Origin of the sequence: Streptomyces sp. NPDC051286, assembly GCF_044455345.1 — a bacterium.
Classification (GTDB): Bacteria; Actinomycetota; Actinomycetes; order Streptomycetales; family Streptomycetaceae; genus Streptomyces.
Window position 1 is genome coordinate 1 of sequence record NZ_JBITER010000110.1, and the last position, 6,103, is coordinate 6,103.

Annotated in this window: 7 protein-coding genes; 5 read left to right on the top strand and 2 right to left on the bottom strand. The window is 66.8% G+C overall.

All coding sequences use genetic code 11. The features are described 5' to 3' along the window. Both ACIBB8_RS37245 and ACIBB8_RS37250 read left to right on the top strand, forming a co-directional pair. The coding region (locus ACIBB8_RS37245) for an RHS repeat-associated core domain-containing protein (RefSeq protein ID WP_398959772.1) at nucleotides 1-442 on the top strand (442 nt) is incomplete at its 5' end. A 69-nt stretch (nucleotides 443-511) separates the two neighbouring features. After that, nucleotides 512-1,051, top strand: a complete 540-nt coding sequence (locus tag ACIBB8_RS37250; RefSeq protein WP_398959774.1) for a hypothetical protein — start codon at nucleotides 512-514, stop codon at nucleotides 1,049-1,051. A gap of 120 nt (nucleotides 1,052-1,171) precedes the next feature. Here the strand turns inward: ACIBB8_RS37250 and ACIBB8_RS37255 are convergent, their stop codons facing one another. Further along, on the bottom strand, nucleotides 1,172-1,408 hold the full coding sequence (locus tag ACIBB8_RS37255) for a hypothetical protein (RefSeq protein WP_398959776.1): 237 nt from the start codon (nucleotides 1,406-1,408) through the stop codon (nucleotides 1,172-1,174). A 90-nt stretch (nucleotides 1,409-1,498) separates the two neighbouring features. Here ACIBB8_RS37255 and ACIBB8_RS37260 point away from each other — a divergent pair, with 90 nt between their 5' ends. Both ACIBB8_RS37260 and ACIBB8_RS37265 read left to right on the top strand, forming a co-directional pair. Further along, the gene (locus ACIBB8_RS37260; RefSeq protein ID WP_398959783.1) at nucleotides 1,499-2,221 is read left to right on the top strand and encodes an IS6 family transposase; all 723 of its coding nucleotides are present in this window, start codon (nucleotides 1,499-1,501) and stop codon (nucleotides 2,219-2,221) included. Nucleotides 2,222-2,666: 445 nt separating this feature from the next. Beyond that, on the top strand, nucleotides 2,667-4,163 hold the full coding sequence (locus tag ACIBB8_RS37265) for a TerD family protein (protein WP_398959778.1): 1,497 nt from the start codon (nucleotides 2,667-2,669) through the stop codon (nucleotides 4,161-4,163). 109 nt (nucleotides 4,164-4,272) lie between these two features. Here ACIBB8_RS37265 and ACIBB8_RS37270 read toward each other — a convergent pair whose 3' ends face one another. After that, the gene (locus ACIBB8_RS37270) at nucleotides 4,273-4,956 is read right to left on the bottom strand and encodes a DUF6308 family protein (RefSeq protein WP_398959780.1); all 684 of its coding nucleotides are present in this window, start codon (nucleotides 4,954-4,956) and stop codon (nucleotides 4,273-4,275) included. A gap of 118 nt (nucleotides 4,957-5,074) precedes the next feature. Between ACIBB8_RS37270 and ACIBB8_RS37275 the strand changes: the two genes are divergently transcribed. Next, nucleotides 5,075-5,821 (top strand): vWA domain-containing protein, encoded by a 747-nt coding sequence (locus tag ACIBB8_RS37275; RefSeq protein ID WP_398959782.1) that lies wholly within the window; start codon nucleotides 5,075-5,077, stop codon nucleotides 5,819-5,821. The last annotated feature ends 282 nt before the right edge of the window (nucleotides 5,822-6,103 follow it).

The window sequence follows — 6,103 nt, forward strand, 5'->3', positions numbered from 1 at the left end:
CGCCACCGAACAGGTCCCCCAGCCCCACCGGTTCGCCGGAGGCTACCAGGACCCGACCGGGCTGTACCACTTCAACGCCCGCTACTACGACCCGGGCATCGGCCGCTTCACCCAGCCCGACCCGTCCGGCCTGGAGGCTAACCCCTACCTCTACGCCTCCGGCGACCCAACCAACGTGATCGATCCCACTGGCCTGTGGGGATGGGGTGAGGTGCTGGGCGGAGTCCTCGGCACAGCAATCGGCATCACCGGAACCGTCGTGACCGGAAACCCCTACATCGGCTTCGGCCTGGGCGGGTGCGTGGGCGCGATGACTTCCGACTCGTACAACGGAAAGCGTGGCGGTGATCTACTCAAGTCATGCGCCGGGGGCGCCGCGTTCGGTTCCATCGGTGGCGGCGGAGCCGGATCGATCCTCAGCCGAGTGGGCAAAGGACTCTAAGAACTAGCCGGGCAGGGTGCCCCCGCGCGGGGCACCCTGCCCTTCGCCGATCCGATAAGGATGCGAGAAATGTACGACGACGGGTACCGGGTACCGCGCGTGGTGGTACGCCAGGCGCTACGCAAACGGTTGGCTGTATTTGCCATATTGTGGTTGGGCCTGCCCGCGCTCGCCGGGGTATTTGTGTACGCCATCGGCGCCACCACCGCGTTGATTCTCTACGCATTGGTGATCGCGGCGTGGTGGACCGTTTCCTACAGCGGGCGATCATGGAAGGAACGTGGCCGGGTAAAGGCGCTGCTGGCAGAGGACGAGTCCCTAGTTGTGGTGTTTCCGGTCCGCCACCCTCGCAGCACAGCAGCATGGCGTGGGGCTCGTGGTTGCTTTGTCATTCTCAGTAATCGGCGTGTCCTGGTGGTCGCGTATAGCAAGCTCCTCGACACCCCGACTCGCTTCCTGTGGGTGGCCGACCGCAGCGTGAGCTCGGCCCACCTGCGAGCAGACGGACGGCTCCTGACCATCACCGACCGGGGCGCAGAAATGGCACTCGGTATAGGAGAACGTCATAGGGCGGAAACCAGTCGCTTTGCCTCGGCCATGGGAGTCTAACGACCGGTTTCGCTCAACCTATTACCAGATGGTGCGCGAGGCCGGTCGGCCTGTCCGGGCCCCGGCGCCGCCGCGTGGGGCGGTTCCGGGTGCCAGACGGGTCGGCGGGAGAGCGCCGGGTTACTGCTTGTTGCGGTTGCGGTCGCCGATCTGGATGTTGACGTCGCCGCTGCGGCCGAGAAGGCGGGTGCCTCCGGTGTCGATCTGCGGGGCGAAGACCATCGGCTGCTGAGCGGGGGTGCTCGCGATATCCGCGCTGCGGGCGGAGGCGAAGAGGAACCGTCCGGTGAGGCCGAGGCCGAAGAGGATGACGGCCAGGGTCAGAGCGACCTTCCAGATGGTGTCGAGCAGGTCCACGAGTCCTCCGAGGGGCATTGTCAACTTGAGCTGGCGAGCTTGGGGCTGGGATGATCGTCGGGTTTGTTGATCATCGGGGAGGGACTGGCCGTGGAGACCGAGGCATCGGTGTCGTACAAGGGGTTCAGGTTCCCGGCGGAGATCATCTCCCACGCGGTGTGGCTGTACCACCGCTTCCCGCTCTCGTTCCGTGAGGTCGAGGAACTGCTCCTGGCCCGCGGGATCACCGTCTCCCACGAGGCCATCCGTCGGTGGTGCGACCGGTTCGGCCCCGAGTACGCGGCCGCCTTGCGCCGCTGTCGGCCCCAGGCGGGCGACAAATGGCACCTCGACGAGGTGTTCATCAAGGTCAACGGGGTGCGGCAGTACCTGTGGCGCGCGGTGGACCAGGACGGAAACGTGCTGGACATTCTGGTCCAGTCCAAGCAGGACGCGAAGGCCGCGAGGCGGTTCCTGGCCAAGCTCATGAAGAAGCAGCGCCGGGTACCGAGGGTGCTGGTGACCGACAAGTGCCGCTCCTACGGGCCGGCTCACCGAGAACTGATGGGCTCGGTGGAACACCGCTCGCACAAGGGCTTGAACAACCGGGCGGAGAACTCCCACCAGCCCACCCGCCAGCGCGAACGCGCGATGAAGGGCTTCCGCTCACCCCGCGGAGCACAGAAATACCTGTCGGTGTTCAGTCAGGTCTCGCCGCACTTCCGACCCCGGCGCCACCTGCTCACCGCCACCGGATACCGCACCGAGATGCACCACCGCTTCGAGACCTGGAATGAGATCACCGGCACCACCGCCATGCCCACCACGGCCTGAACCACAGGCGGAAACCGGGCCTGCCACACCCCGACACACCCTCAAACGACCGCCGCATCAACAACTTGACAACGCCTTCCGGGTCGGTGTGCCGGGAATGAGTGTGCGGGTCTCAACACGAGGTGTACGTACGTCGGTCGGTCCCCGCGCGGCACGCATCAGCGTCGGCAGCGGCGGAACCCGCGTCTCGTCCGGTCTCGGCCCCTTCTACGCCTCGAGCTCGCTGCGCGGCGGAGGCAGCCGCCGCGGGACGAGTACCCGCCGCACGGCCTCGCGCCCCAGATCCGTGGCACCTTCGGCGGCGCAGCTCGACCGGGCACGTCGGCAGGCGGAGCGCGCACAGCAAGATGCCCAGCGGGATGCAGCTATTGCCCAGTTGACGGAGCTTCGTCGGCAGATGACCAGCGTGCATCTGCAGTCCTTCCCAATGGCGCACCAACCCGTCGTGCCTGGGCCTCCCCCGCTGGGCCTGCCCTGGGCGCAAGCCGAGGCTCAGGCATTCCATCTACAGGGAGTGGGCCGTTTCGCCCGCGCCGAACGCAGCGCGGCCAAGTCCCGTGCGGCTCTGGAGGCGCCCTCCTTCCTGTCCGCCGAACAGGCACGTCTGCATGCCGCGCACGCATCGCTGTGCGCCGAGGCGGAACACTGGTGGCAGGCACTCGCGGCAAACGACGAGGAGACCGTCTGCGAGGCGGTGAACACCGCGTTCTCCGACAATCCGGCTGCTGGGTGCGCGGTCGGTGTCGACGGCTCGGTGCTGTCGGTCGTCATGCGCCAGCAGGATCTCGACGCGATGCCCACCCAGACCCCGGGCCTCACGCCCAGCGGGCGCCCCACCCTCAAGAACCTCACCAAACGAGACCGGACCCTGTGGTGGCTCACCTCCATGGGCTCCAACATCATCGCCACCCTCAAGGAAGGATTCGCCACCGCACCCGGCATCACTGCCATCGATCTCGCTGTTCTCACCCGCCTCCCTGACACCCAGCTCCTCGGCTTCGTGGCCTACGGGCGCTGGACCCGCCAGGCCGTCGAATCGGCACCCTGGCACGAACCCGAGGACGCCCTGCGGTTCCTGGACATCGGGCAGGACGTGGCGTGTTCGGTCACCACGACGGCCTCCGGGAACTTCTCCGGCACGATCAAGCCGCTCGACACCAGCCGCACTGCCGGACTCCAGGACCTCCTCGACCACGCCCAAGAGGACCCGGACACACCGGAACCTTCCCTGGCCGACCTGGACATCGGCCTCGGTGCCAACAGCACCCCAGGTGGCCGTACACCGGCCACCGGATCTGATCCGTACCGGATCCGCACCTTCGCGGAATGGCAGAGCGACACGGCGACTTCACCGATCTCGCCCCATCCTCCGAACCCGGCCCCGCAACCACACCGCGAGCCGCCCACGTCTCTCATCCCCGGCCAGACAGTGGTGCTGCCGGAAGAAGCCTGGCAAGGAATGCTCATCGCGTTCACCTTCGCCGGAGCGGACGCCGACCTGACCCTCTTCCTGACTGGCACGGACGGCCGCGTGTCCGACGACCAGGACTTCGTCTTCTACAACCAGCCTTCTGCCGCCAACGGCGCGGCCCGCCTCCTGGGCAAGCAGGCCGAAGGCCCTCACGTCACCGAGAAGGCCGCCGTACACCTCACCGCCCTGCCCGAGCACGTCCAACGCGTCGTCGTCTCCATCAACATGGACGTGGACACCGGCCTGACCTGCGCCGCCCTCACCCACGCGGCGCTCTACATGGACTGTGCCACCGGCGCCGCCTGGACATTCCAGCCCCCAGCAGATCCCAACATCCGCGCCATGGTCATCGCCGAGCTCTACCGGCACCACACAGACGGCCAACCCATCTGGAAACTACGGGCCATCGGGCAAGGCTGGGCTGACGGCCTCGACGGACTCGCCCGCGCACACGGAGTCGACATCGAGTAACCAACCCCGCTCGACCGTCGGGACGCCCGAAGCCGTCCTCCCCGATGCCCAAGCGAAGGATCGACGACACCCGGTAGGTCCTCACCGCGCCACCGCTCCCTTGGCGAGATCACTCCCAGGCGCAGCCAGCGTCTTGGTGATCGGTGTGATGCCGCATCCAGACCACGACGTCACAGACCCGCAGCACGCTGACCGTTTCGGGTAGTCGGGCAGCCTGCCGCAGGGTCAGCAGTTCGCGTTGGAGGGCGTAGTCGTCGGCGCGTAGGGCGCTGTGCAGGGCGTGCCAGAAGGAGCGTGGTTGGCCGACGGCGCAGCGTACGACGCGGTCGTAGACGGGCAGTAGTCGGGGTCGTTTGCGGGCGAGGAGTTTGCCGGCGGTGACCCATCCGATGCCTGGCTGGTCACGGAGTAGGTGCCACGCTTTGTGTGCCGGTGAACCGGGAGCCAGGTCGGCTTCCGTGGCGTCGGCCATGTCCATGTCCCGGGGAATGGCACGAAGCAGTGTGGAAAGTTGTGTCCCGGCGTGGCCTTCCAGAAGATCCAGTGCGGCAGCCGTGGGAACGGTGACTGACAGGGTTTGCACTGCGATGAGGTCCTCAGCAGTTACCGCGTCGGCGACTGCTGGGTGGTCACCTCCACCGCCCAGAGCCTCGAATCGGCTTCCTGTGAACGCAGCGGTCCCTGGAGGTCGGTCCATGCCGAAGTAGCGGCGCAGGTCCGCGACGGAGCCCGCGTCGGTGACGAGGGCATGGAGCCGTTCCGCAAAAGGATGGGGAAGATCGGGCAAGGACACCAGCGGCTCCAGGTCAGGCAGGTCGACAGGCAGTACTCGGAGCTACTTCATCTCTTTCGCATCGGTCGCATTGGGTAAACGCTGCTTTTGGTCAGCAGCGAGGCGTCACCATGAGGGGATGACCGCGACGAACGGCATGCAGCGAGCACCAGCTATCAGCCTGTCCAAGGTGCAAGAACGTGCGCCCGACCTGGTCAGCCTGTACAAGGTCGCGGGCGACAGTATCCGCGGGCATGGGCTGGAGGGCGTGCGGGCCGCGGTGTACCTCGTGCTGGACCGGTCCGGGTCGATGCGGCCCTACTACCGGGACGGGACCATGCAGCATCTGGCCGAACAGGTCCTGTCGCTGTCGGCTCATCTCGACGACGACGGGATCGTGCCGGTGGTGTTCTTCTCCACGGATGTCGACGGGTCCACTGACCTGACGCTCGGCAGGCACCGCGGCCGCATCAACAAGCTGCACGAAAACCTCGGCCATATGGGGCGCACGAACTACCACTGGGCCATGGACGAGGTCATCGACCACTACATGGAGTCCGGCAGCCGCTCGCCCGCCCTGGTCATCTTCCAGACCGACGGCGGGCCCACCAGCAAGCTCGCCGCCGAACGCTACCTATGCAAGGCAGCACGGCTCCCCCTGTTCTGGCAGTTCGTTGGCTTCGGCGACCCCGGCAGCAACGAGTTCGCGTTCCTGCAGAGGCTGGACACCCTTGCCGTACCAGCCAGCCGCATCGTCGACAACGCCGGCTTTTTCCACGCCGGCCGCACCCCGAAGGCCACGGGCGACCACCAGCTCTTCGACCGGCTGCTCCACGAATTCCCCGACTGGCTGGCCGCCGCCCACACCGCCCACATCGTGCAGTGAAGTCTCAGGACGGCGCCAGCCCGTACCGGCTGGCCTCTGTTCACAGGCACACCGAAGAACCCGTTAACGTGATCGCCCGTCCGGCAGGAGGCAGCCAGCCCCGGCGACGGTGCGCCCCCGAGATCGGCTTACGGGTTCATCCAGCGGCCGAACGCGTCGACCAGGCCCGCATAGAACTTGTCGCCTGGGCCTGCGTTCCGCGTAATTCAGCGTCCTAGAGTCACGAATCTGGGGTCTGACCTGCGCGGACATGGGTGAGGGCGCCTGAGAGACGTTTCTCTA

Bases quoted from the DNA above. Each gene is read 5' to 3' on its own strand.
- ACIBB8_RS37250 (WP_398959774.1), top strand. From the start codon at position 512: ATGTACGACGACGGGTACCGGGTACCGCGCGTGGTGGTACGCCAGGCG.
- ACIBB8_RS37275 (WP_398959782.1), top strand. From the start codon at position 5,075: ATGACCGCGACGAACGGCATGCAGCGAGCACCAGCTATCAGCCTGTCC.